The 25,246-nt window shown below is 41.4% G+C and carries 18 protein-coding genes; 11 read left to right on the forward strand and 7 right to left on the reverse strand.

Annotated elements, in window-relative coordinates:
• Positions 1-274: 274 nt before the first annotated feature.
• Positions 275-1,477 carry an acetylxylan esterase gene (locus tag P2W71_RS10805; RefSeq protein WP_276370709.1) on the forward strand — a complete coding sequence of 401 codons (1,203 nt, stop codon included), beginning with the start codon at positions 275-277 and terminating at the stop codon, positions 1,475-1,477.
• Between the two features lie 82 nt (positions 1,478-1,559).
• Here the strand turns inward: P2W71_RS10805 and P2W71_RS10810 are convergent, their stop codons facing one another.
• The 3 genes from P2W71_RS10810 to P2W71_RS10820 form a co-directional block, all read right to left on the reverse strand.
• Positions 1,560-1,775 carry a hypothetical protein gene (locus P2W71_RS10810; protein ID WP_276370712.1) on the reverse strand — a complete coding sequence of 72 codons (216 nt, stop codon included), beginning with the start codon at positions 1,773-1,775 and terminating at the stop codon, positions 1,560-1,562.
• A gap of 173 nt (positions 1,776-1,948) precedes the next feature.
• Positions 1,949-2,566 carry a bifunctional nicotinamidase/pyrazinamidase gene (gene pncA / locus P2W71_RS10815; RefSeq protein ID WP_276370714.1) on the reverse strand — a complete coding sequence of 206 codons (618 nt, stop codon included), beginning with the start codon at positions 2,564-2,566 and terminating at the stop codon, positions 1,949-1,951.
• Positions 2,567-2,568: 2 nt separating this feature from the next.
• Entirely contained in the window at positions 2,569-3,981 is a 1,413-nt protein-coding gene (locus P2W71_RS10820) for a nicotinate phosphoribosyltransferase (protein ID WP_276370716.1), read from the reverse strand.
• 129 nt (positions 3,982-4,110) lie between these two features.
• Between P2W71_RS10820 and P2W71_RS10825 the strand changes: the two genes are divergently transcribed.
• The 8 genes from P2W71_RS10825 to P2W71_RS10860 all read left to right on the forward strand — a co-directional run bounded on the left by P2W71_RS10825 (position 4,111) and on the right by P2W71_RS10860 (position 20,392).
• Positions 4,111-4,620 (forward strand): hypothetical protein, encoded by a 510-nt coding sequence (locus P2W71_RS10825; protein ID WP_276370717.1) that lies wholly within the window; start codon positions 4,111-4,113, stop codon positions 4,618-4,620.
• 72 nt (positions 4,621-4,692) lie between these two features.
• A complete protein-coding gene (rhaM, locus tag P2W71_RS10830) occupies positions 4,693-5,007 on the forward strand; it encodes an L-rhamnose mutarotase (protein ID WP_276370719.1) in 315 nt (104 codons plus the stop codon).
• Between the two features lie 93 nt (positions 5,008-5,100).
• On the forward strand, positions 5,101-8,007 hold the full coding sequence (locus tag P2W71_RS10835; RefSeq protein WP_276370722.1) for a glycosyl hydrolase: 2,907 nt from the start codon (positions 5,101-5,103) through the stop codon (positions 8,005-8,007).
• 297 nt (positions 8,008-8,304) lie between these two features.
• The gene (locus P2W71_RS10840) at positions 8,305-11,373 is read left to right on the forward strand and encodes a TonB-dependent receptor (protein ID WP_276370725.1); all 3,069 of its coding nucleotides are present in this window, start codon (positions 8,305-8,307) and stop codon (positions 11,371-11,373) included.
• Between the two features lie 28 nt (positions 11,374-11,401).
• Positions 11,402-13,225: a RagB/SusD family nutrient uptake outer membrane protein gene (locus P2W71_RS10845; RefSeq protein ID WP_276370727.1), complete on the forward strand. Its 1,824-nt coding sequence runs from the start codon at positions 11,402-11,404 to the stop codon at positions 13,223-13,225.
• Between the two features lie 143 nt (positions 13,226-13,368).
• Entirely contained in the window at positions 13,369-14,850 is a 1,482-nt protein-coding gene (locus P2W71_RS10850) for a vanadium-dependent haloperoxidase (protein WP_276370729.1), read from the forward strand.
• Positions 14,851-14,874: 24 nt separating this feature from the next.
• On the forward strand, positions 14,875-18,255 hold the full coding sequence (locus P2W71_RS10855; RefSeq protein WP_276370731.1) for a VCBS repeat-containing protein: 3,381 nt from the start codon (positions 14,875-14,877) through the stop codon (positions 18,253-18,255).
• A 22-nt stretch (positions 18,256-18,277) separates the two neighbouring features.
• A complete protein-coding gene (locus P2W71_RS10860; protein ID WP_276370733.1) occupies positions 18,278-20,392 on the forward strand; it encodes a thioredoxin domain-containing protein in 2,115 nt (704 codons plus the stop codon).
• Positions 20,393-20,504: 112 nt separating this feature from the next.
• Here P2W71_RS10860 and P2W71_RS10865 read toward each other — a convergent pair whose 3' ends face one another.
• Positions 20,505-20,873, reverse strand: coding sequence for a response regulator (locus P2W71_RS10865; protein ID WP_276370736.1), 369 nt, complete (start codon positions 20,871-20,873; stop codon positions 20,505-20,507).
• A gap of 447 nt (positions 20,874-21,320) precedes the next feature.
• Positions 21,321-21,545, reverse strand: coding sequence for a hypothetical protein (locus P2W71_RS10870; protein ID WP_276370738.1), 225 nt, complete (start codon positions 21,543-21,545; stop codon positions 21,321-21,323).
• Positions 21,546-21,713: 168 nt separating this feature from the next.
• Between P2W71_RS10870 and P2W71_RS10875 the strand changes: the two genes are divergently transcribed.
• Positions 21,714-22,988 (forward strand): putative sulfate exporter family transporter, encoded by a 1,275-nt coding sequence (locus P2W71_RS10875; RefSeq protein ID WP_276370741.1) that lies wholly within the window; start codon positions 21,714-21,716, stop codon positions 22,986-22,988.
• 48 nt (positions 22,989-23,036) lie between these two features.
• On the opposite strand, the gene P2W71_RS10880 is transcribed toward P2W71_RS10875, so the two are convergent.
• On the reverse strand, positions 23,037-23,342 hold the full coding sequence (locus P2W71_RS10880; protein WP_276370743.1) for a hypothetical protein: 306 nt from the start codon (positions 23,340-23,342) through the stop codon (positions 23,037-23,039).
• Positions 23,343-23,552: 210 nt separating this feature from the next.
• Here P2W71_RS10880 and P2W71_RS10885 point away from each other — a divergent pair, with 210 nt between their 5' ends.
• Positions 23,553-25,073 (forward strand): PAS domain-containing sensor histidine kinase, encoded by a 1,521-nt coding sequence (locus P2W71_RS10885; RefSeq protein ID WP_276370746.1) that lies wholly within the window; start codon positions 23,553-23,555, stop codon positions 25,071-25,073.
• Here the strand turns inward: P2W71_RS10885 and P2W71_RS10890 are convergent.
• Complete coding sequence (locus P2W71_RS10890) at positions 25,070-25,237, reverse strand: hypothetical protein (RefSeq protein ID WP_276370748.1); 168 nt, start codon at positions 25,235-25,237, stop codon at positions 25,070-25,072. The two genes, P2W71_RS10885 and P2W71_RS10890, sit on opposite strands and share 4 nt — an antisense overlap.
• Between the last annotated feature and the right edge of the window lie 9 nt (positions 25,238-25,246).

Raw genomic sequence — 25,246 nt, forward strand, 5'->3', positions numbered from 1 at the left:
ATTTACGCCATATTCACGGATACGACATATGACAGTCGTCCGAAAACAGAGAACACTGCCTTAATTTCGAACAATAAGTATTTCCAAAGAGATGATATAAAGTTTGGTTAGGTGAGAGTGAAAGCAACATCATTACTTTTTAAGCGACGAACCAACATTATTCCTTGATGATAAAATCTTCATTCGCAGATTCAAAAAATAACAAATAGCGCTAACTTGTTTGCTGTAAATGGGCATCAGCCATATTAACCATAGGATCTTTAAACCTCGAAGTATGAAAAAGCCTGAACTTTCATTCAAGCAATGTATTTTACTAGCGTTTTTTTTGACGAGTGTTTCAGACAAGGCATTTAGTCAATTGGTTGATACCACCATGCTCTGCCGAGGAAATTATTTCACCGAGGCTGAAGGACGGCAATCATTGGAAGAATTTGCTAAAGCATATCACGATTTGGACAGTTGGAAAAAAAGAGCTTCTCAAATACGTGAGGGAATTATAAAAGGTATGAACCTTCCTAAGGCGCGTATAGTTTCACCGTTAAATGTAATAGCACATAGCAAACGGGTATACGATGGATATACCGTTGAGAATATCGCCTTTGAAAGCTTGCCCGGATTTTTTGTTACCGGCAATTTATACAAACCATTAAAGAGTGCGGCATCCTATGCTGGCATCCTTTCACCTCATGGGCATGGCAAGGATCCCAGGTTTCAGGAAAATGTACAGAGGCGCTGCGCAATGTTCGCGAAAATGGGAGCGATCGTATTCACGTACGACATGATTGGTTACGGTGATTCCAAGCAATGCGAGCATAAGCACCCCCAAGCGTTGACTTTGCAAACGATTAATAGTATCCGCGCAATTGATTTTTTGCTCACCATTCCAGGAATTGATCCTGAACGAATTGGCGTCACAGGCGAGTCTGGCGGTGGAACACAAACTTTTTTACTCACCGCTTTGGACAACAGGGTTAAAGTTTCGGTTCCTGTTGTGATGGTATCCGCGCATTTTTTCGGCGGATGTTCGTGCGAAAGTGGAATGCCAATTCATAAAAGCCAGGATCATCAAACTAGTAATGTTGAAATTGCCGCACTTGCCGCACCTCGTCCAATGCTTTTGATTTCTGATGGAAAGGATTGGACAAAAAACACCCCTGAAGTTGAATTCCCATACATAAAAAACATTTACAGGCTGTATGGTCGGGAAAATTATGTCGAGAATGTTCATTTGCGTGACGAAGGCCATGACTATGGAATAAACAAAAGAAAAGGTGCGTACCAATTTCTGGCTAAACATTTAAACCTGTCAATAAAGGAGGTAACTGATTTAAATGGTGTGATTGATGAGTCTTTTGTTAAGACAGAACCAACTCCAGTCCTGCGCGTTTTTGATGACGGACATCCTATGCCTTCCCATGCGGTAAACGGGGACGAGCAAATCAGCGAATTGCTGTCAAAATATTCAGGAAGTAAATAAGGGAGGATTAAAAAATTTAATGCCGCGAAATCGTGAAATTAAAATATGATCAGGTACAACCTGACCATATTTTTTGTCCAGCCTATAAACTATGTGAAATTGCCATTCTGCCTGTAGTCCAGTCGAATTGTACATCGAGGCGGCTACCAGAACGATAACCCGTTCTTATGTCATCAATAAATCGATTTATGGAAGGGATAACGGATGTGATAGGTTCCGTTGCCTTTTTTACAAGGTTATTTTCTACCACACTTTCAGCAACTGGTACTTGTTTTTGTAAATCGTTATTGGTTTTCATAAGAGCGGCTTTGATTTATTATTCAGTATACAAACAAAATCACTTTTTAAACGAATCTCCATGACGTTTGTTAGGTACCACCTAGATTTTTATCATCACGAAAAACCCCAGGTGTAGCATTAACACTTAGTAACTATTTGATGGTCAGAATGTAATCGACCTAACGCGAAGATTCATAAATGCCGGTGAAGCATCTCACTTTTTATAATTTGACCGCCTGAAGATAGAATTTCATTTTTTGCTTTAACATAACCGTTAGGATCAATTGCGCGCGTGGCATCTTCTATTATGTAGGTTTCAAAATTTTCTTTCAATGAATCTTTTGCCGTAAAGAAAACACAATAGTCTGCTGCAAGGCCACAAACAAAAACCTTTTGCACTTTGCGCTCGCGAAGATACCCCGCCAAGCCTGTGGATTTTTTGTAACCATTGTCATAGAAAGCCGAGTAACTGTCTATTTCTGCGTCCATACCTTTCCTAAAAATGGCTTCAACCTTATTTAGATTTAACCTACTGTGTAACCCAGCACCTCCAGATCCCTGGATACAGTGATTCGGCCACAACACTTGCTCCAATCCATGCAACACAATCTTTTCAAATGTTTTTTTTCCAGGATGATTGCTCGCGAAGCTTTTATGATTGCTCGGATGCCAATCTTGTGTTGCCACAACAAGATCAAAAGAATCCTGCAGGTCATTTACCAGGGGGATGATTTCATCTCCTAACGGAACGGGTAGCTGTCCGCCAGGTACAAAGTCGTTTTGAATGTCTACCAGAATGAGTGCAAACATGGTTACTTTTTGTATTGATTTTTTAATTGATTCCTTTCATCTCTGAGTTTCTCACTAATACCTATCTTGTATATGTGCGGATACTCAAATCGTTTATGCTCATCTGGGAGCATCGCCAGTCGCTGATGACAATAACATGCAATAGTAGATAACGACGGCAAAGTATCCGTGATTTTCCCATCCTCCATCACTTTATGTAAAAGGGCCTCTTGTTCAAATCCTTTTAGCTGAAGTGATTTGTCTGGTTCGGCAGGGTGATACATAACTTGTGGCTTGCTCTCTTGTTGTGTAGCAATGACGTCAGCCCCGAAAAAATTTCCAGCACTATTCTTTATTCTAAATACCTGCTTTTTGTCAGGTAAAGTGATTTTTTTCAGGTTTTCGGACAACTTGATCCTTGGCTTGCCATGTGCAAATGCAAGTTTATAAACTCCATCTAAAGCTGCGTCTGGCGGACCCGTTACAAGACTTGTGCCTACACCAAAAGCGTCAATGGGAGCATGTTGATCTAAGAGACTCTTAATAACATATTCATCCAGTTGGTTCGATGCGGTGATCTTTACGTCGTGCAAACCAGCTTCATCCAACATCCGCCTGGCCTGCTTTGAAAGGTATGCAAGGTCGCCACTATCCAGTCTAATACCAGCGATTTTTTGCGAGCGCAGGGACATTTCCTTTGCAACTGTGATTGCATTTGGAATTCCCGACTTAAGTGTATTATAGGTGTCTACGAGAAGAACACATTGGTTTGGTCTGTGAATGGCAAAGTCGCGGAAAGCGGTTAACTCTTCATCATAGCTTTGAACAAAAGAATGCGCCATGGTTCCTACCGCAGGAATGTTATAATCACGTGCAGCCATTACGTTACTTGTTGAGTTGAATCCGCCGACGATCGCTGCCCGGGTAGCGCTATATCCGCCGAAACCCTGCGCACGTCTTAGACCAAAGTCACTTAAAATTCTATCACCCGCCACTGTCCGGATACGCGCGGCCTTGGTAGCAATCAGAGATTGAAAATTAAGAATGTTGAGTAAAAGGGTTTCGATCAGTTGCGCTTCCAGGATACTTCCTTCCACCCTTAGCACCGGCTCATTCGGAAACACAATTTCCCCTTCTCTCATGGCATAAATCTTACCCTGGAATTTAAAATCCTTAAGATGTTCTGCAAATTGTGCGTCGATACCAACTACTTCTTTTAAATAACTGAGATCCTGTTGTGAAAAATGTAAGTCCTGTAATACGGATAACAAATCCCCTAAACCTGCAAACACCGTATAGCCACCGTTGAAGGGAATTTTCCTAAAAAAGTAATCGAATACAGCTTCATCTTTGTGTTTACCCGACAGGTAATAGACTTGCGCCATGGAAATTTGATAGAGATCGGTGTATGTCGCCGTTACAGAAAAATTTGTCATGTTGAGTTTGTTACAGGATGGCACTTTGAATTGATTTAAAGATACTTCTTTTATGTCCTCAAGTCTACTTAAATTTGATTACCATATTTTTTAGTTTATCGATTTTCAATCTTCAATTGATAGCATCTCATGACGGATTATGCAAAACTTCTGCTTGGGAAAGACATACGTTCTATCGCAAAAAGCAATGATGTTGCCGTATCGATTCATGATCAAGTCAGTTTTGATGCGTTGTTTTCGTTGTTATGGCATCATGAAAGAATACTCGTTATGCGGGTTGCTGACGCCATTGAGAAAATAACACTTGTGCATCGCGAATTTCTGATTCCTCATAAAAGTCAATTGTTGAGTTTGTTGAAAAGCGCGGTTAACAAAGAACTTAAATGGCATCTAGCGCTGTTGGTATCGAGACTACCACTAAATGAAGAAGAGTTGAAAGTGGTCTGGTCTGTTTTATCCTACTGGGTCCAAAATCCAAATGAGAGCAAAATCGTAAGGGTAAACTCGCTGCAAGGTCTTCATGATTTAGGGATCCAGTTTCCAATGTTGAAGGAAAAGTATGAAGAGATGGTGCGGCGCGTGGCGCACGAACCAATACCTTCTTTGCAAGCAAGAATTAAAAAGTTGAGGAAGCCCTAGCTCGAAAGCGACTGATAATACAGGATTGCATTTTATTTTTTAATCAATAGCTTTAACGCCTTTACAATGTGTATGGAGCGAATAGCTTTTAAAATGAAACTGAAGCCTGGTTTCGTCAGCGAATATGAAAAACGGCACAATGCAATCTGGCCAGATCTAAAGCAGTTATTAAAAGAGGCAGGGATTTCGGATTATTCTATATTTCTGGATGGAGAAACGAACACGCTCTTTGCGGTTCAAAAAACAGAAACAAAAGCGGGATCCCAAGACCTGGCAAGAAATGAAATTGTTCAGCGATGGTGGCGATATATGGCGGATATTATGGAGACGAATACCGACTTTTCTCCCATATCCGTACCGTTAAAGGAGGTATTTAGAATGGAATAAATGGCATTACAAACTATGGCTATGACCACGTCGTGCCGCCCGTTTAGGAGCCTCCAAGTTGACATCAAATCTATTCTATTAATGAAGGTTCTTATGAAGTCTCAAAAAATCATTCTTTCTATTGTTTTTGTATTTCTATTCACAGATTTGTTTTCTCAGCATCAGCAAACAGCATGGCCGGCTGTCCATCGGGAAACGAAACCCTGGACACGTTGGTGGTGGCATGGGAGTGCGGTTACTAAACAAGGGATCACGGCGGAGATGGAGGCCTATAAAAAAGCTGGACTCGGTGGACTAGAGATAACGCCTATATACGGTGTACAAGGAACTGAGAAACAGTTTGTAAATTATTTATCTGCCGACTGGATTGAGCTTTTGCTGTATACCTTGAAAGAAGCAGAACGACTTGATATGGGAATTGATATGGCGACCGGGACGGGTTGGCCTTTTGGGGGTCCTTGGGTTACAGAAGCCGATGCTTGCCGAAATCTGGAATTTAAGACATACAACGTTCAGGCTGGTCAAAGATTGAACGAAAAGATCGTTTGCATACAACAACCTTATCTGAGAGCTGTCGGTAATCAAATTTATGAAGTTCATGACAGCACCATCGCCAGTGAACGTGCGAAAGGCACGGTGAAGGAACCGCCGGTTTTTAAAAGGGAGGAAATTCAAATCAGTCAGTTAGTCGAACCGATAGCCGCGAATAAAAATTTACAGGCACTGGCACTCGACCAGGTAAAATTTGAGAAGCCAATTCCATTGCAAACTCTAATGGCTTTCAGCGAAAGCGGTAAGACTATTGATCTTACGAGCAAAGTTGATAGTAATGGTGAGCTCGCATGGACAGCTCCAGACGAGCATTGGAAGCTTTACGCTGTATTCGCTGGATGGCATGGCAAGATGGTAGAACGTGCTGGGCCAGGTGGCGAGGGGAATGTAATTGACCACTTTTCCGGCGCAGCTTTGAAAAACTATTTGACGCACTTTGACAATGCCTTCCAAGGACATGATATTAGATCCTTGCGCGCTTTTTTTAACGATTCATATGAAGTAGACGATGCACGCGGCACTGCTGATTGGACGCCGCAGCTTTTTGAAGAATTCAGAACGAGAAGAGGTTATGATTTAAAGGTGCATATCCCAGCGTTGTTTGGGCACGCTTCTTCTGATCAAAACAGCAGGGTGTTAAGCGATTATCGGGAGACCATTTCTGAATTGGTGTTGGAGAATTTTACAAGTCAGTGGAAAAAGTGGGCGCATGCAAATGACGCTGTTGTTAGAAACCAGGCGCATGGATCGCCAGCCAATATACTCGACCTGTATGCAACGGTAGATATACCCGAAATTGAAGGGGTAGAAGCTTTGAGAATTAAAATGGCATCTTCCGCAGGGAATGTTACCGGAAAGAAATTGATTTCCTCCGAATCGGCAACGTGGTTAGACGAACATTTTGAATCAAATCTTGCAGATATAAAGACAGTCGTTGACCGTTTCCTAATCAATGGTGTGAATCACATTTTTTATCACGGTACTGCTTATTCTCCTCCAGGTGAGCCTTGGCCGGGGTGGTTGTTCTACGCAGCAGTTCATCTTAACCCTCGGAACCCATTATGGAACCATTTTTCCACGTTGAATAAATATGTCGAGCGCACGCAATCGTTTTTACAAAACTCGACTCCTGACAACGATATATTATTGTACTATCCTATTTATGATCGATTTGCGACGAGAGGCCCCGAAATGATCGAACATTTTGATGGGGTAGGCGCGCAATTTGAAAAAACGGTTTTTAAGTCAGTCGCCGAAACAATGCTGACGCAAGGATATACTTATGATTATATTTCCGACAAACAAATTTCGGCGACAAAAGTACAAGGACAAAACCTGGTGACAAAAGGAAACACAATCTACAAGACTATTGTACTTCCTTATTGCAAATACATTCCACTCGGTACATTTTCTAAAATACTTTCTTTAGCAGAAGATGGCGCGACTGTAATTATGATAGGAGGTCTTCCCGACGATATTAGTGGTTATAATAAGCTGGAAGAAAACCGCAAAACTTTTAATGAATTAAAAGCCAAGCTTCAGACAACGCATGAACTTGGAGAGACCGTGTATGGAAAAGGTAAGGTGATAATTGGAACTGATCTTGAAAAAAATTTACGCAAGGCAAATATTAGAAAAGAAGCATTGGTACAACACGGATTGCAATTCTTAAGGAAACATACATTACGCAATACAATTCTATATTTCATTTCAAACAGGGACAATGCTTTTGAAGGTTGGATAACATTAGAAAAACAAGGGCAAGAGGTTAAGCTTTACAACCCCATGACGGGTGCTGTGGGAATCGGTAAATCAAGAGTCGGTAATGGGAAGTTTGAAGTATTGGTCCAATTGAAGCCACATGAAACTATCTTTATAGAAGTCGCTGATGAAGAAATAACAGGGGCGGGTTACCCTTATGTTAGGATTATTGGCGAGCCCTTCATAATAAAAGGAGACTGGACACTAAAGCCTACTGATGGTGGGCCCAGTATTCCACCAACCACAATATCATCCTTGGGTTCATGGACCGAATTAAATAATCCTGCCTATAAAGTATTCTCCGGATGTGGAAGTTATTCTGTTAAATTTTCCAAGCCAAAGAAAAAAGCGAAAGCCTGGCTGTTGGACTTAGGTGATGTAGCGGAAAGCGCTGAGGTATTTATCAACGGTAAAGAGGTTGGCAGTTTGATCGGACCTTCCTTTCAGGTGACAATAGCAGATAGCATCTTAAATAAAGAAAATGAACTTGAGATCAGAGTATGCAACGGCATGGCTAACCGAATCATTGACTTAGACCGGCGCCATGTATTTTGGAAAAAGTTTTACAACATTAACTTTCCTGCCCGCAAAGCCGAAAACAGAAAGAATAATCAATTCGATGCATCGCATTGGCAACCGCGACCGGCAGGGCTGATAGGTCCTGTGAAGTTATGGGCGGCCGAATGATAATTTCGGGAAATCGATAGCTCAAACAGTATTTTAAGTTTCTCAATCGGTTGCATGATCGCACATATACCGCTGTAAACTATTGCAAACCAGATCGTTAGGTCACTGTTTAACCCCTCACATAACAGTACAGGATACTAAATGGTAGACAGGCCATAATTTTACTTAATGTGCGCAATCGATTGCGCATGGATTGTAACGTTAGTTTAAACACTAAACCCGAAAAGCATGATTTGAAAACTTTACCCAGAAATTCCAACGCTACCCAAATTAAATACCCATTAAACCCAACCTCCTATGAGAAAACTACTACTCCTTTTTTTATGGGGTATAGCAATGTGCAGTCTACCATTGTGCAGCTATTCCCGAAATTTTACTCCCACCAATTATTTTCAAGCATCAACGATCACCGGTAAAGTGGTCGACGAGGCTGGCGAAGGCATGCCGGGCGTCAACGTCATTGTTAAAGGTACTTCCAATGGAACAACCACAGATGCGGAAGGCGTCTACCGCCTCAGTCTTTCGGGCAACGATGGTGCAGGAACACTTGTATTTTCTTTCATCGGTTACACTGTTCAAGAGCAACCAATAAACAACAGGTCTACCATTAACGTAACAATGGCGGCTGACGTCCAAGAGCTTACTGAAGTAGTTGTCGTTGGCTATGGTACACAAGAGAAAAGAGATGTTACTTCATCTATTTCTACTGTGTCCGGCGAAGCCATATCAAAGATTCCTACTGGTAATGCTATGGATGCCATTAAAGGGCAAATTGCCGGTGTGGACGTTTTACAAAATGGTGGACGACCCGGACAAGCTCCTACTGTTACCGTTCGTGGAAGAAGGTCGCTCACAGCTTCAAACGAGCCGCTTTGGGTTATTGATGGTATTCCGATGACAGCCGGTCAAGCAACAATTTCTGATTTTAATACAGCGGATATTGAGTCTGTTGAAGTGCTAAAGGATGCTGCATCTCAAGCTGTGTATGGATCCAGAGGTTCTAATGGTGTAATTCTTGTAACAACCAAGCGAGGGCAGCCAGGTGTTACCAACGTTAATTTTACAACTACATATGGTATAACGCAGCCGTGGAGAACGATCCCGATGATGAATGGGGCGCAGTTTGCAGATTTAAAACGTGAGGCCAACAGAGTTAACGGCAGTGGCCAGTCGGGACGGACTGCTTGGGGTGATGTAGGTTCTGTCATTCCTGACGATGCCGTTGTGTTTAATGATCCGGTTGAATTGAATTCGGTCCAAAACGGATTGTCAACGGATTGGCAAGACTTGATCTATCAAAACGGTTCTCAGTTAAATAACCAGCTCAGTATATCTGGCGGTTCTGAAAAGACAAGAGTATTTCTTGCCTTTAATAATTTTCAGGAAGATGGTCTTATCGAGGGAACAGACTATAAGCGATACACAGGACGTATAAACGTTGATCAAGAAATAAGCAAGAGGTTTAAGGTTGGCGTGTCGTCCATTTATTCTAACGTTACAAACAATTGGGGTTCAGGCTCTGTAATTTCCGAGGCCGTAAACCAAACGCCGCTGGGACTTCCTTATGATTCAGAAGGTAAACTTATCTTCTTGCCAATATCGGATGGAATCCGGTCCAATCCGCTAAACGAACTGGTTCCAGGCAAACGTGTGGACGAAAGGAAGACTACTCGTGTCTTTTCTTCCGTATATCTTGACGTTAACATCATGAAGGGTTTAACGTATAAATTTTTACTGGGTCAAGATCAATATTACTTCCAGCGCGGAATTTTTGAAGGTCAATTCACGAATACGAGAAAAAATGGAACACCTTTCGCATCGTTGGAAAAGTTTGAACAGTCCGGCTATACATTGGAGAATTTGCTTACCTACAACAAGTCTGCTGGAGAGCACAACATAGGCGTTACGTTGTTACAAAGTGCGGCGGAACAAAAATTTCAGACAAGTTCTGTAGGGGCCCAAAATCTTCCTTATGAGTCAGCGCTGTGGAATAGGTTGGATTTAGGAACCGTTACATCATATGGTACCAATGCTGCAGAATATCAACTGCTTTCCTATATGGCCCGTGTCAATTATTCTTTTAAGGGTAAATACTTGTTTCAAGCCAGCATGCGGTGGGATGGTTCTTCCCGACTTGCGGAAGGAAATAAATGGAATGGCTTCCCCGGTGTTTCAGCAGGTTGGAGAATTAAAGACGAAGGATTTATGTCGGGTGTCAATTTTGTAAGCGAACTAAAATTGAGAGCATCGTATGGTAAAGTAGGAAATACCGCTGTGGCTCCTTATCAAACACAAGGAACTTTGACAAACACGTTCTATGATTGGAATGACACCGATGCTAAAGGTTTCAGGCTTGATCTGATTGCTAACCCTAACCTCAGTTGGGAGTATTCGGAATCGCTGGATGCGGGAATTGATTTTGGTTTCTTTAATGGTCGGCTAACCGGCTTTGTGGACGTTTATCACACAACTACCGGTACTTCCCTGTTATTGAACCGACAGCTCCCGCCAACATCGGGATATGCTTTCATTTTGCAAAATATCGGTGGTACGGAAACCGACGGTTTGGAAGTGACACTTTATTCTACCATTGTTGACAGGCCAAATAGTTTGAAATGGACAGCGGATTTTAACTTTGGAACTTTAAAGGAAAAAATTGTTGATCTGGCCTTAAGAGGTGCCAATGGAGAACTTGTTGATGATAGGGGGAATGGCTGGTTTATTGGACAACCTGTTAGGGTCTTCTATGACTATAATAAATTAGGAATCTGGCAAGTCGAGGAAAAAGATCAGGCCGCAGCATATGGCCAGTTTCCCGGTGAGATAAAAGTGGAAGACGTTAATGGTGATGGCAGGATCGATCTAACCAATGACAGAAAAATATTGGGCAACGATGTACCAAAAGCATACGGTGGTTTGAACAATAAATTTGAGTACAAGGGTATTGATTTTTCCTTCTTCTTTTACTATAGACTTGGGTTTATGATCAACAGCGAGTTTAACAACGGGCAGGCTACTATGCAGGCTAGGTATAACAATCTTATGGTTGACTATTGGACGATTGATAATCCTACAAACGCGTACCCTAGACCTAATAAAAATCAGGAAAGTATTACTTACGGATCATCCCTTAACTATGTTGATGGAGGTTTTGTAAAGCTTCGGAACGTTACGTTGGGTTACACACTACCATCCAACATTTCAGAGAAACTGAAAATGACAAAACTTAGAGTTTTCGTTACAGCACAAAATTTGGCGACATGGTCCAAATACAAGCTGTTTGATCCTGAAAGAGCGGGTAATGTTACTTCTGGCGAAATGCCATCTAGTCGACTGTTTTTGGGCGGTATAAACATTTCCTTCTAATCAAGGCTAATACCTAAACGAAATGATCATGAAAATGAAAATAACAAAATCAATATTAATGGCGCTGGCCCTAGTAGCGTTTAGCGCGCAGTCATGTAAAGACTATCTGGATGAAGACTTAATTGCCGGTGTTGCGGCTTCCAGTTATTATACAACTGCCGCTGGGTTAGAAGATGCGGTTGATGCTACCTATTTTTTCCTGCGTGAAATTTATAGCAATGAACGCGCTTATACATTATCTGTTTTCGGAACTGATACTCATACTAATGGGGCCGATGGCGGTTATAAAGGTTTTAACTTTTACGACAATACGTTAAATTCTGGGGTAGATATACTATTGCAGCAGTGGACATTTTTATATCAAGGTATCAACCAAGCGAATGCTGTAATAAATCGTTCTACTGCCGTGACCGATATGTCGGAAGCTGTAAAAACGCAACGTTTGGCTGAAGTGCGCTTTTTACGCGCATTCTATTACTTCTATTTGGTGCAAACCTGGGGTGATGTCCACTTTTCGTTGGAGGAAACTATCGGAGCTGAGGTAACTGCTAACAAGACGGAACAAGCTACTATTTATGCGGAAGGAATTATTCCCGATCTTGAATTTGCTATTGCAAATTTGCCCAATACCCAAGCCAATTATGGCAGAGTTACAAAACCTGCAGCACAGTTCCTTTTAGGAAAAGTGTATTTGACAAGAGGTTATCAGCAGTTCGGACAATCAGGTGATTTTGATCAAGCAGAAACATTATTGACGAATGTAATCGCAGATTACAATTTTGCATTGGTCCCTTCCCATAAAGATTTATGGAATCAAGACAAACAAGTAAACAGTGAAGTGATATGGGCTGTCCAGTATTCTACTGACCTTATATTAAACGGAGGTACTGGTAATCTTCCGGGGTACATTAACCCAACCATTCCAAACGCGGGTAACCGTGGCCACTTATATTTCGGAATGGAGTATGATATTCAGCCAGGAATGATACGGGATATTGCCAATGGTCGACCTTTTAAACGTTTCAGGCCGACTGATCACTTAATCGACCTTTGGGCTGAAGCTCGTCCCAATGATCAGCGGTATGAAGACACCTATAAGCACGTTTGGATTAGCAATAACCCTAATAACATTCCGGTATGGAAACAAATCCACGTAGACAAGGGCGCTAGAAAGGCCGATGGCAGTCTTGTTACTGTTGCAGACAAAGGCAAGCGAAGGTTTGCAGTTGGCGACACGGCCCTTTTTATTCCAGGTCCTGGGCAAGATGCTAAATGGTTGGGTGATGAAAAGTTAAAAGTAAGATACACTGTGATTACAAGGCAGAAAGCATCTTATCCGGCTAGCACCCTTCCTACTACCGATCCGGACTACTATCCTGCTGACGCCTTCTTCTACAACGAACGTTTATTCCCAACAATCGCTAAATTCTTTGACCCCAAAAGGCCATCCATTCAATATGAGCAAGGTTCACGGGATTGGTTTGTTATGAGATTGGCAGACGCCTACTTACTTCGTGCCGAAGCTCGCTTCCATGGCAATAACCTTAGTGGCGCGGCGGATGATATAAACGTGGTTAGAACAAGGGCTGCAAAACCGGGAAAAATCGCGGAAATGCAAATATCAGCTGGTGATGTTACTCTTGATAGAATTCTAGTCGAACGTGCACTGGAGTTGGACGCTGAACAGCTTAGGTGGTTTGATTTGGCAAGGACGGGGAAATTAGTCGAATATGTAAAAGCCTATAATCCGCTAGGAGCAGCCAATATAAAGGATCATCATATTCATAGGCCGATTCCGCAGGCACAAATTGATAGAACTCAAGGTGGTTATCCGCAAAATAGTGGCTATTAGGTGGATTTTTTAGACAATTAATCATTCAAACAGAGGTAGCCGGAATCTTTCGGCTACCTTGTTTGTAAAAATAACCTCTCCTCTGCAATAGCAGATTACAAGAAATGCAACGTGATTTGCATTAGCGATTCAATTTTAAAAAGATGAAGCTATTTCGTGTTTTTTGTCTGGTGCTATTTTGCATAACCGGCTGCTCTGTTCCTCAGAATAAGACGTCAATCTTGCCAAATGATCCCACCGGCAAAAACAACATGGCCTACAAATGGGGTAAAATTTCCCTCGAATGCACAGCCAACGATACAGAGAATTTTAGACCAAGACCTACCGTAACCTCCAGGATTTTAGCATTGATATGGATATCAGTTTTTGACGCTTGGAGCAGGTATGATGAAAAGGCCACTCCTCTATATTTGACTTCGATCGAACGGCGCCCTCCAGTAGAGCACACTTTGCAGAATAAAGAGATTGCCATAAGCTATGCGGCTTACCGGGCGATGCAGCATTATTACTTCTCTGACTCTACATTGTTACGAAAAAAAATGATTGAATTTGGGTTGGACCCAGATGACAATTCAGAAGATCCCTCAACAGCTATTGGTATTGGGAACCTCGCGGCAAAAACTGTGATTGCGTCCAGGTCTTTCGATGGATCGAATCAAAAAGATACCACTTCCAATTCTAACGCGGCGGCTTATAGTGATTACACTGGATATACTCCAGTCAACAATGCCGATCATTTAAAAGAAATTGGCAAGTGGCAACCAAAATATTTCTCGGATGGAAAAGGGGGAAAATTTGCGCCGGGTTGCCTCACACCCCATTGGGGAAAAGTAACTCCTGTTGCGTTAGCGTCGGCGAGTCAGTACAGGCCGGGTCCTCCACCCGCTGTCGGATCACAAACATTAGCAGATGAAATTAAGGAAGTGGTTGAACTACAAGCTAACTTGTCAGACGAACAAAAAGCACTCGTTGAATTTATGCGCGACGGCCCTAAATCGGTCCAACAGGCAGGTCACTGGTTCATTTTTGCTCAAAACGTTTCCGTACGTGACAATCATAGTTTAGATGATGATGTCAAAATGTATTTTTTAATCGAGGTAGCGGCAATGGATGCATTTATAGCTGCCTGGGATGCTAAGATGCATTACGACTTTGCAAGACCTTATGCGTTGGTACACGATTATTATAAAGGACAATTGATTAAAGGATGGGGTGGACCTGACGTTGGAATGGTAGAAATGAAAGGCTCAGACTGGCGCCCATATTCACCCGATACGTTCTTATGCCCTCCTTTCCCAAGTTATGTTTCGGGGCATAGTTGTGTAAGCGCCGCTTGTTCTGAAGCTTTACGTTTATTCACAGGAAATGATCAGTTTGGAGAGGAAGTAAAAATTGTGCCGGGGCTGCTTACTGAGCCTGAAAACATTGGCGATACCGTTGTCTTGAAATTTCCCACCTTTACCGAAACTGCGAACATGGCGGGCCTATCCAGGGTATTGGGCGGATACCACATTCGTTCTGATAATGTGGAGGGCTTGAATCTTGGCCGTAAGGTTGCCTCGGCCGTATGGAAAAAATACTTGAAGCATACGGGAGCGGATAACACGAGCCTCAGCTATAATTAAACCGAAATGCACTTATTTGTTCTTATGAGAAAATTAGTTAAAAAAATTTCTTATCAGCTTTTTTTCTTATCAGCCATACTTTACGGGTGCGGCGACAAAAAAGAAGTGGCTCCAATTGAAGATCAAACAGTTGTCAGTCAACCTGTTTTTAAAAGCGTTACCTCCAGCCATAGCGGCGTAACGTTTCGAAATATTGTGAATGAAAATGCTGATAACTTTTTTGACGTTTTTGCATATGTATACAACGGTGGGGGTGTTGGCATCGGGGATATTAATAATGACGGCCTCCCGGATATTTACTTCACGGGCAATGAAGTTTCCAATAAACTTTATTTGAATCAAGGTAACTTAAAGTTTAAAGACATCACCAGAGAAGCCGGTGTTGAAGGAAATGGAAAGTGGAACAACGGTGTCACTATGGTAGACATTAACAGTGATGGTTTGTTGGACATTTATGTGTGCAAAGGCGGTTGGCAAGATACCGAAGAACAACGCAGAAACCTTCTTTATGTGAACCAGGGTGACCTCACATTTAAGGAGGAAGGACGTAAATATGGACTGGACGAACCAGGTTATTCCATCCATGCATCGTTCTTTGATATGGACAATGATAATGATCTTGATCTGTACGTCACTAATCGTCCCGATTCTTTTGATCTTCCCCTGACACAAATGGTAAGGCAAAAGAAACTTTCTCCAAGCCAAAGCCGTGATAAGTTGTACCTAAATGAAAAAGGCAGGTACACAGAAATTGGTTTAAAGGCTGGGATCACCAGCAACTTCGGATATGCGCTAAGCCTGGTTACTGCTGATCTTAACAATGATGGTTATACAGATATTTTCGTTGCCAACGATTTTGCGGAAGGTGATTACATGTATATCAATCAGAAGAACGGAACTTTTAAAGAGCAGATAAAACAAGCTACAAATCACATCTCCATGTATTCTATGGGAACAGACGTTGCCGATATCAACAACGACGGTTGGGAAGATATTATGGTGAGTGAAATGCTGCCGGAAGATTATAGAAGATCAAAGGTTTCCATGCCCTCGATGGATGTGGAAGGATTTAATGCCATCGTAAAAAGCGGAATGCACAAACAGTATATGCACAATGCATTGCATCTGAATCAAGGTGGCCTTTTTTTTAGTGAGATATCACAAATGTCGGGCGTGGCTAAAACGGAATGGAGCTGGTCCACTTTGATATCCGACTTTGACAATGATGGTAAGCGCGACATATTTGTTGCTAACGGTTACAAACGCGATGTTTTTGATGGAGATGCCAAGGAAAAACTGACGCAATACATCAGAAGCAACATGCACAAGTACAAGTCACCGCAAGACATGCTGGAGAAAGGCTTTAAAGAATTTATTGAGGTATATAGTCCTATTAAGGTAAAGAATTATCTCTTTAAGAATAAAGGTGATTTGAAGTTTGAAAATGTAAGCGATTCATGGGGCTTCGATACCCCGAGTTTTTCAAACGGTGCGTCTGTGGGCGACTTGGATAATGATGGCGATTTAGATTTGGTTATCAACAATCTCGATGACGAAGCTTTTATTTATGAAAACACATCCGCGTCGCACAGCAATTATTTAAAAATAAAATTAAATGGTCCGAATGGAAATAGGGATGGAATCGGGACTAAAGTCACCTTGTATTCCAATGGTGAGATCCAATACTTCGAAAATAAAGTGGTCCGAGGATACCTGTCCTCTAATGAACCGATTGTTCATTTTGGTTTGAAAGACATTAAACAGATTGATAGTGTAAGGGTGCTTTGGAATGATGGAAAAGAAAATATAATAAAGGTTGTTCAAGCCAATCAAACAGTAGAAGTTAAATATGATGAAGCACAAAGTAAGGGAAGCGATATCACACCTCCACCTACTTTATTTAATGATCAAACGAATCAATTGACTGTCATTCCTTTTGTCCATAAGGAAAATAACTTTAATGAATACAGAGAACAGATTCTGCTGCCGCACATGTTTTCGAAAAGCGGCCCGTTTATTTCTACTGGAGATGTTAACCATGATAACGCAGCTGATTTTTTTGTCGGAGGTGCCGCTGGCCAACCCGCTAAATTGTATGTGCAGAAGCATGGCAAATTTGAACTGAAGGCAAACACAGTTTTTGAAAGTGACAAAGCATTCGAAGATATGGGTTCGACTTTTTTTGACGCAGATGCTGATGGTGATCTTGATTTATACGTGGTCAGTGGAGGTAGTGAATTTTCTCAGGGATCGGATATGTACGCTGACAGATTATACATGAACGATGGAAAAGGAAATTTTAAAAAGGAATCATTACCCAAGACTGCCAGCAGTGGGTCCTGCGTTGTTCCTTTGGATTTTGATGGCGATGGCGATCTCGACTTGTTCAGGGGCGGACAAGTAGTGGCGGGCACCTATCCGAAGCCTCCAAAAAGTTACTTGTTATTGAATGAAAAAGGAAAGTTTAAAGACGTAACCCAGGAAGTTTCCTCCGCATTGAGCGAAGTAGGCATGGTACATTCTGCTACAGCGGTAGACTTGAATGGCGATGGAAAAATGGAACTGGTAGTGGTAGGTGAATGGATGCCCATAAAAGTTTTTCAATTTAACCAAGGTAAATTTGAAGACGTTTCAACTGAAATGGGATTAGAAAATACTGAAGGCTGGTGGAGTAAAGTAATCGCAGACGATCTGGATGATGATGGCGACCAGGATTTAATCCTTGGAAATATTGGGGAAAATTATAAGTTCCAGGCCAGTGTTGAAAAACCATTTCAGGTTTTCGCGAAAGACTTTGATGGGAACGGTACAAACGATATTTTCCTGGCGCGTTATTATAAGGATAATTCTTTAGTCCCTATCCGCGGTAAAGAATGCTCAACGCAGCAGATGCCCGTTATCTCTGAAAAATTTCCCACGTATCTTTCTTTCGCGCAATCCGATCTGCCGACGATTTTGGGAAAAGATATTGAAAATGCCATGCATTATCAGGCACGCATTTTTTCCAGCATACTCCTCATCAACGAAAAGGGCAGGCTTGTAATAAAAAAACTTCCAACAGAGGCGCAACTCTCTGCGGTGAACGGAATCATCGTTAGGGATTTTGATAAAGATGGCCGGAAAGATATCTTACTTGCAGGAAATAAATTTGATACAGAAGTAGAGACCACGCCAGCAGATGCTTCCCCAGGACTTTTTATGAAAGGAATGGGCGGATTGGAATTCAAATGCGTGAAGCATTACGAAAGTGGTTTTTCAGTGCCATACAACGTGAAGGATATACAACCCATTAGCGTCAATAATGAGCTAAAAATTCTGGTCGGAATTAATGATGATAAAATGCGGATTTTTTCTTCGGGGATTAATCCATCACCTAAAAAGGACTTGGCGCTGGCCCAGGAATAGGCAAATTTAGGAGAGAACATTAATGAAGAAAAAAAGAAGATTATTGGTGCCCTTACTGTTAATGCTACTCCTGATCAATTGTGATAAGCGAGTAAAGGAAAGTAACGGGAGCCTAAATCGTCTGGCCAACGCATCCAGTCCTTACCTTCAAGAACACGCTGATAACCCTGTTGATTGGTATGAGTGGGGGAGTGAAGCATTGGAGAAAGCAAGAGCGGAAAACAAACCTTTGATTATTAGCATTGGGTATTCCTCATGCCACTGGTGCCATGTCATGGAGGAAGAATCTTTTATGGATACGGCCGTGGCGCGAATAATGAATCAGAATTTCGTCGCTATTAAAATTGACAGAGAAGAACGACCCGATATTGACCAGATATATTTGGAAGCAGCCCAGCTTATTTCGGGTAATAGTGGCTGGCCGTTAAATGCATTCGCGTTGCCGGATGGCAAACCGTTCTATGCAGCTACATATTTTCCGAAACAACAATGGACTACTATACTTCAACAAGTCTCCGAAGCTTACAAAAAGCAGTACAATAGTGTAACAAAACAAGCCGCCGAACTAACCAGAACTTTACAGGAGGATGTTGCGCGCAATTTCAAAGCCGCGGATGGAATATCAGATTCAGAATTGTATAGCAAGCTTTTTTCAAAATGGCAGTCCGACTTTGATTTTGACATGGGTGGGCTGAAAGGTTCTCAAAAGTTTCCACTTCCCGTTGTTTGGGAATTCTTACTACAATTTAATTTTTTGACCGGTAAAAAGGAAGCGCTTCAAATGGTCACCACGACGTTGACACAGATGGGCAAAGGAGGATTATACGACCATATTGGCGGCGGATTTTCACGCTATTGCACGGACTCCAACTGGAGGGTGCCTCATTTTGAAAAAATGCTTTATGATAATGCCCAACTGGTAAGCCTCTATTCCCATGCATACCAGGTAACTAAAAATCCTGAGTATGCGGAAATTGTAGATGAAACATTATTATTTATAAAAAACGAATTGACATCGGCGGAGGGTGGATTTTATGCCTCTATTAATGCTGACAGCGAAGGCGAGGAGGGTAAATTTTATGTTTGGACTAAAAAAGAAATAACGCAGGCCCTGGATCAAAAGGCTACGGCGTTAGTGACGGATTTCTATCATGTAACGGATAGCGGAAACTGGGAGGGAGGTAAGAATATTCTATTTACGACGTTGACAAGGAATGAATTCGCAACAGCGAAAAGTCTAAGCAAGGAGGCCTTTGATAAGGCATTATCACAAACTAAAAATCAGCTTCGGGCTTTACGAAATAAACGTGTACGACCCTCCACAGACAAGAAAATTTTGCTTTCCTGGAATGCGATGATGCTGAAAGGATATCTCGATGCTTTTTTTGCTTTCGGAAACGATGGCTATTTGGAAATCGCCTTAAAAAATGCACGCTTTATCGAACAAAATATGATCCGTGCCAATGGACAGTTATGGCGAAGTTACAATGGGGGAAAGCCCGGTACCGAAGCCTTTCTGGATGATTATGCATTATTGGCTCGTGCATATATTAAACTCTATGAGGCTACCTTTGATATTCATTGGCTTGACCAAGCCCGGTCCATGGCGTCATATGCGGTTGATCACTTTCGAGACAAACAAAGTGGCCTGTTTTTTTACACCTCTGACTTGTCCGAAAATCTTATCGCTAGAAAGATGGAACTAACCGATAATGTGATGCCATCGTCAAATTCAGTGATGGCCGAAGTTCTGTATTTGCTGGGCGAGTATTACCTGGAGTCAACTTACATCGACATGAGCCATGGCATGTTGAATAGTATAGCTAGCAACCTTGAAAGCAATGGCCCATTTTTCGCAAATTGGGCCACTATTTTGGGCATGATAACATCTAAACCCTATGAAGTAGCGATTGTTGGTAAGGAGGCAAGTAGTAAAAGCAAACAAGTCCAGCGTCATTATCTGCCGACAGCAATTTTTCTTGGAGGCGATGATGAAAATCTCCCGTTGCTAAAAAATAAAAGGGTAAAGGGGCGTACAATCGTCTACGTTTGCCGAAACAAAATTTGTAAAGCGCCTCAAGAAGATGTTGAAAAAGCGTTAGAGGAGTTGTTAGCATCTAAAATAATTGCTCTTTAAAAAACCTAAAAAACTGATCATTTTATGATTAGTGTAGTTAGGGTAAGTGCAGAGGTTGTCCAAGGGCAACCTTCATTTTTTTTGTTGACATTATCGTAGAATCGGACTGAGCTTACTTCCCATTTGCCGAAAAAACCTCCTCCACCACTCGCAACAAATCACTGCTATGAAAAGGCTTCCCTAAAAATAAAGTTGCCCCTGCTTCGGTGGCTTTATTTTTTAACTGTTGATTTGCTGAAATAATAATGACTGGAACAGCCTTAGTTCTCTCTTGTAACTTTAAATATTTACACAATGCAACGCCATGGATAGTCGGCATGAAATTGTCAAGTATAAACATGTCCGGTATGGTGGTATCCTTTTCTACAAGCGAAGTGCCTTCGTTCAAAGAGTTAACGGTGTATCCCGCATTAGAAAGCATTTTTGTTAGCATCGTCGCCGCATCTTTATCGTCCTCAACTAACGTTATTTTTTTCGACATCGTTTCTAAATAAAAATCCAAAAAGTACTGTGACTTTAAAAAAATTGATTGTTTGAAAGTGCAATTGCAAAAAGCGTGACAAGTTTTAATTCATAAAATGCTCGCAAAGAAAAGCATGATTATCCCTCAGTCTAAAATTAAAGCTTGTATTTGGAGAAGATTTTGATGGAATTAAGAGAATGGAAGCAACCATGCACTAACGTTTCGTATATGTGCCTGATTTAAACTTGTAGAATCAAATCAATACATCACCACCGTAATAGGTAAAAATATTCACAATACTATTACCAACGCTAGCGCTATTTAACGCTCTAATAATTCCATACACCATTGGTGTTGGTTACGAGCTATACTTAAAGTTTATGTTTCCCGTCGGGCTGTACAGCGCCGGAAAAAAGAGAAACCCGATGGTGTGCATCGGGTTTCTTATCGGAGAGATTAAAGCCATTAATTTTTGTCTCCGAATTTTTTTGCAGGCGTCTTACGCTTAGGTTCGTATTTTACCTCATGCTTTTCTGATTTATTCACATAGTCCCGATCTTTTGGACCACGTTTTTTTTCTTCCTTGTTTTCCATGGTGCAATGGTTTGTTTGTCTTACCATGCCAAATTTTGTACCAACACCGAAATGAGATAATTCTCCTTTGACATAATTTATAATTACCTTCATCATATCTAAAACGTAGAAAATTGTGCACGTCAAAGTGAAATTTGTGACTTATTTGCTACTGTTCATCAAACGTAATTACTTAGCAATGGCGTCGCGCCCTGTTCATAATTTATCTTCGAACTATTTATATTTGTTGTTCTGGAGATACCATTAACGTAGACCAAAAGGCGAATGTCTAAAACAATAGATGTAGAAAGTGAGAAAAGATTTTCCATTCATGAGGATTGGGCGGTAGTGGTGCTGGGTTTTTTAATCATCTTGATTTCTCTCGCCGGCATATTGGTTCCTGTGCCTTCCTTTTCTTGGAACACCCCCGATGAATTATTCCAAAAGGTTTTGTCATCTGGAAATTTAGGTAAGGCATTTATACAGTTCTTGTTCCTTTATGCGATGGTTTTGGCTGCCGCTTATTTGATCAATAAATCGGTTAAGAGTGCCATTGCCACATTTCCTCTCATCTTTATACTAACATTCATCGCGCTGGTGATATCTGGCAATAGTGAAATTAAGGCATTAAATCTCGAGTCCGTTATATTCAGCTTGTCCATTGGGTTGCTCGTGAGCAATGTATTTAATTTACCGACACGGCTACGCGAGTCTTTATCTGCCGAATTATTTGTGAAAATAGGATTGGTGTTGCTGGGAACGGGCGTGATATTTTCCGACATTCTAAAGGCGGGTGGTTTAGGATTGATTCAAGCGTTAGTGGTGGTAATAAGTGTATGGTACTTTGCGTTTTGGGTTTGTAAAAAGCTAAAAATAGACGAAGAATTATCAATGATGATTTCCAGTGCGGTGTCCATCTGTGGTGTGTCGGCGGCCATTGCAACAGCAGGCGCAATTAAGGGAGACACTAAAAAGTTATCTTATGTGATCTCTCTTGTATTAATTACAGCAATCCCGATGATGATTGTGATGCCGTACATCGCTAAGCAATTTAATTTTCCGGAGGCAGTAACAGGTGCCTGGCTTGGTGGTAGTATTGATACAACGGGTGCGGTGGTCGCGTCTGGTTCGTTGGTGGGCGACACTGCCCTGAAGATAAGTACAATCGTAAAATTTTCGCAGAATGTATTGTTGGGATTAGCTGCCTTTGCAATTAGCATCTACTGGACGTACAGTCACGATGGAAAAAACAATCAACGCGCTGAAAGACCAACGCTCGGCTTAATATGGGAACGATTCCCCAAATTCGTGCTTGGATTCATATTGGCCTCAATGCTTTTTTCTTTCGTCTTAAATGAGGAAACTGTCAGTACAGTGAAAGAAAGTTTAAAAAGCATTCAGACACTATGGTTTGTACTTGCTTTTACAAGCATTGGTTTGGAAACGAAATTCTCCGACATCTTTAATGAAAACAGCAAGAGACCTTTGTATGGTTTTCTTATTGCCCAGACATTTAACATTTTAATAACACTCGTAGTAGCTTATATCTTATTCAGCTAGAATTATTTCGAAATATTGTAATAGGAACCTGAACAACAAGTTTCTTGATTAACCTCTATTAGCAGACAACCAGTTGTAGAAATGTAAGGTGCCACTTTCACTTTGTGGTGGCTTGGGTACTTCTGGCGGAGCCGTTGGAGGAATCGTTAATGGTTCTCTTTCGGGTTGGATCTCCGGTTCTTTTTTTGGCCACGTTATGGGCGGAGGCCCCGGAGGGATAATTTCAGGATTTTTATCAGGGAAAGGTACCTCCCCTGGTTTGCCCAGTTTGGCGTTTGAAATCTCAACATTGAGCGGATGGATGGAACCCAAAAACGATCCAAGGTTGTTCATGCTTATTTCTGGTAGTTTCATAAACATTTTTGTTATTAATGGATGACATATTGTAGTTCGCAAACTACAAAAGAGAACAACCGAAGTAAGAATTTTGATTGTTTAACCTCAATGACGTTTGATTCAATAAATAGTGATTGTTGTTATTATACCATAATTTTTTCCGTGTAGTCGACAATGAAGTTCCAACACCTCAGATTTTTCATTAAATTCAAATAAGATTCCGTTGATATGTCAGAACAGCAGGCCATTTCTTTAGAAAGTGAAGCCGGCTTCAAAATACTTTTTGAAAGTGCTACTATTGGTATACTGGTAGTCAATGACAAAGGTAATATTGAGCTGTCGAATCCGTGTGCCGATAAGCTTTTCGGCTACGAACCCGCCGAATTAATAGGTAAAACAGTCGAAGTGCTAATACCCATTCACCTAAGTCATAAGCATATTCACCATCGCGAGGGATACTTTCATAAACCAAAGACCAGGCCAATGGGCCTTGGTTTGGAGTTGTATGCGCGAAAAAAAAACGAAGAATCTTTCCCTGTTGAAATAAGCCTAGCGCATTACGAATTGGATGGAGAAAAGTTAGCTGTAGCGTTTATAACGGATATTACGGAGCGGGTAAAGGCAAAAAAAATTATTGACGAAAGGGAAGAATGGTTTCGCAATATGGCAGATAATGCTCCCGTAATGATATGTGTTTCCGGTATCAACAAAATGTGTTCCTATGTTAATAAAACATGGTTGCAGTTTACGGGCCGGCAGCTCGAGGAAGAACTAGGTACAGGTTGGTTAACAGGCGTACACCCTGAAGACATGGAAGAATGTATTGTTAACTACAATAAAGCTTGTGATGCGAGACAACCCTTCGAAATGGAATTCAGATTGCGCCGGCACGATGGCCAATATCGATGGATTCGGAAAGTAGTAAAACCAACTTACTTGGCGGATCATACCTTTACAGGTTATGTAGGTTCATGCAACGACATACATGATCAACGCATGATGCAGGAAGAGCTTGAGCTTCGCGTGCATCAACGCACTAACGATTTAAATGCTGCGTTAGGACGGGAACAAGAACTGAATGAATTGAAATCCAGGTTTGTGTCGATGGCGTCGCATGAATTCAGAACGCCTTTGAGCGTGGTGCTTTCCAGCACAGCACTCATTTCAAAATATATTGATAGTGAAAAAGATGAAAAAATTGAAAAGCACCTGTTAAGAATAAAAAATTCAGTGAACAGCCTTCGATCAATCTTAAATGACTTTTTATCGCTCGATAAATTGGAACAAGGTAAAGTGGAAGTGGAATGTGATAATTTTGACCTTAAGGTTTTTATGAACGATGTCATCGAAGACGTTAGTTTACTACAGAAAAAAGAGCAACGAGTAAATCTATCACACCAAGGAGAAATCCAAGTCTCCCTCGATCAAAAAAAGCTTTATTATATCATGGTGAATTTGATTTCAAATTCACTCAAATATTCCTCTGCCGATGTTCACGTACATTGTGAAAACAAAGACGGTTTCATAACAGTAAAAGTGCAGGATTTCGGAATCGGAATTCCCGAAGAAGAACAGCAGCTTCTCTTCTCCAAATTTTTTCGCGCGCATAATACAGGAAGCATTCAGGGTACTGGCTTGGGTCTTACCATCGTTAAACGTTATGTTGAATTAATGTCTGGGAAGATTTCTTTTACAAGTAAGTCCGGCGAAGGCACAACATTTGTCATTCAAGTACCACAGAGCTTCTAAGCTTTCATATTAACCTCCGTAGCATCAAGTTCTTCCAGGTTTACGCGTGTTAAACGTTGTGATTGAATTGCCTTAAATCCAACTCCTGTAAATTTCGCAATGACAACTTTAAGGTGTTCCAGAATCTTAATTCTTCTAGATGGCAGGATTATACTGATAAACATCAGTTCGTT

Origin of the sequence: Chryseolinea sp. H1M3-3, assembly GCF_029360725.1 — a bacterium.
GTDB lineage: Bacteria > Bacteroidota > Bacteroidia > Cytophagales > Cyclobacteriaceae > Chryseolinea.

What these genes read in the sequence shown, in the direction of transcription:
- P2W71_RS10805 (WP_276370709.1), top strand. Translation starts at nt 275, where the DNA reads ATGAAAAAGCCTGAACTTTCATTCAAGCAATGTATTTTACTAGCGTTT.
- P2W71_RS10810 (WP_276370712.1), bottom strand. Translation starts at nt 1,775, where the DNA reads ATGAAAACCAATAACGATTTACAAAAACAAGTACCAGTTGCTGAAAGT.
- pncA (WP_276370714.1), bottom strand. Translation starts at nt 2,566, where the DNA reads ATGTTTGCACTCATTCTGGTAGACATTCAAAACGACTTTGTACCTGGC.
- P2W71_RS10820 (WP_276370716.1), bottom strand. Translation starts at nt 3,981, where the DNA reads ATGACAAATTTTTCTGTAACGGCGACATACACCGATCTCTATCAAATT.
- P2W71_RS10825 (WP_276370717.1), top strand. Translation starts at nt 4,111, where the DNA reads ATGACGGATTATGCAAAACTTCTGCTTGGGAAAGACATACGTTCTATC.
- rhaM (WP_276370719.1), top strand. Translation starts at nt 4,693, where the DNA reads ATGGAGCGAATAGCTTTTAAAATGAAACTGAAGCCTGGTTTCGTCAGC.
- P2W71_RS10835 (WP_276370722.1), top strand. Translation starts at nt 5,101, where the DNA reads ATGAAGTCTCAAAAAATCATTCTTTCTATTGTTTTTGTATTTCTATTC.
- P2W71_RS10840 (WP_276370725.1), top strand. Translation starts at nt 8,305, where the DNA reads ATGAGAAAACTACTACTCCTTTTTTTATGGGGTATAGCAATGTGCAGT.
- P2W71_RS10845 (WP_276370727.1), top strand. Translation starts at nt 11,402, where the DNA reads ATGAAAATGAAAATAACAAAATCAATATTAATGGCGCTGGCCCTAGTA.
- P2W71_RS10850 (WP_276370729.1), top strand. Translation starts at nt 13,369, where the DNA reads ATGAAGCTATTTCGTGTTTTTTGTCTGGTGCTATTTTGCATAACCGGC.
- P2W71_RS10855 (WP_276370731.1), top strand. Translation starts at nt 14,875, where the DNA reads ATGAGAAAATTAGTTAAAAAAATTTCTTATCAGCTTTTTTTCTTATCA.
- P2W71_RS10860 (WP_276370733.1), top strand. Translation starts at nt 18,278, where the DNA reads ATGAAGAAAAAAAGAAGATTATTGGTGCCCTTACTGTTAATGCTACTC.
- P2W71_RS10865 (WP_276370736.1), bottom strand. Translation starts at nt 20,873, where the DNA reads ATGTCGAAAAAAATAACGTTAGTTGAGGACGATAAAGATGCGGCGACG.
- P2W71_RS10870 (WP_276370738.1), bottom strand. Translation starts at nt 21,545, where the DNA reads ATGATGAAGGTAATTATAAATTATGTCAAAGGAGAATTATCTCATTTC.
- P2W71_RS10875 (WP_276370741.1), top strand. Translation starts at nt 21,714, where the DNA reads ATGTCTAAAACAATAGATGTAGAAAGTGAGAAAAGATTTTCCATTCAT.
- P2W71_RS10880 (WP_276370743.1), bottom strand. Translation starts at nt 23,342, where the DNA reads ATGAAACTACCAGAAATAAGCATGAACAACCTTGGATCGTTTTTGGGT.
- P2W71_RS10885 (WP_276370746.1), top strand. Translation starts at nt 23,553, where the DNA reads ATGTCAGAACAGCAGGCCATTTCTTTAGAAAGTGAAGCCGGCTTCAAA.
- P2W71_RS10890 (WP_276370748.1), bottom strand. Translation starts at nt 25,237, where the DNA reads ATGTTTATCAGTATAATCCTGCCATCTAGAAGAATTAAGATTCTGGAA.